The sequence below is a fragment of the Vibrio sp. 10N.261.51.A4 genome, from assembly GCF_041471945.1.
GTDB classification, from domain to species: domain Bacteria; phylum Pseudomonadota; class Gammaproteobacteria; order Enterobacterales; family Vibrionaceae; genus Vibrio; species Vibrio crassostreae_C.
On the sequence record NZ_JBFRPJ010000153.1, the window covers coordinates 1 to 511 of the forward strand.

The 511-nt window shown below is 48.1% G+C and carries 1 protein-coding gene; it reads left to right on the top strand.

What is annotated here, in order from left to right; all coding sequences use genetic code 11:
- Positions 1–511 (top strand): hypothetical protein (locus AB4384_RS23395; RefSeq protein ID WP_372130186.1); only part of this gene is annotated, 511 nt, incomplete at both ends.

Consider the following 511-nt stretch of genomic DNA (forward strand, 5'->3'; position numbering starts at 1 on the left):
ACGTCAACGGTCACTCTGACCATTACTGATGGCGATATTCCAACCATCGAATCCGTACCAAGCGTGACGCTATCAGAAACACAACTTGCCGATGGCTCGACACCAAGCGGCAGTGCGGTGAGCCAAACCGAGACTATCTCGTTTACCAACCAAAGTGATGATGTTGAGAAGCTCCGAATCGAACCAACTGAGTTCAATGTGGGTGGTGCGTTAACGTCGAACAACATTGCGGTTGAGCTTAAAGAAGACCCAGCAGACTCAGGCATCTATACCGGCTTTATTGATGACGGTGGAACGGACGTTCCTGTCTTCAGCTTAAGCTTCTCAGGTACTACGTTAGGCGAATACACCTTCACGCTACTTGAAGCATTAGACCATGCAGATGGTCTCGACAATAATGATCTGATCTTCGATTTACCAGTCTATGCCGTCGATTCTGATGGTGATGATTCATTAATGACTCCGTTGTCGGTGACCATTGGTGATGACGCCCAAATCATGGCGAACGGTA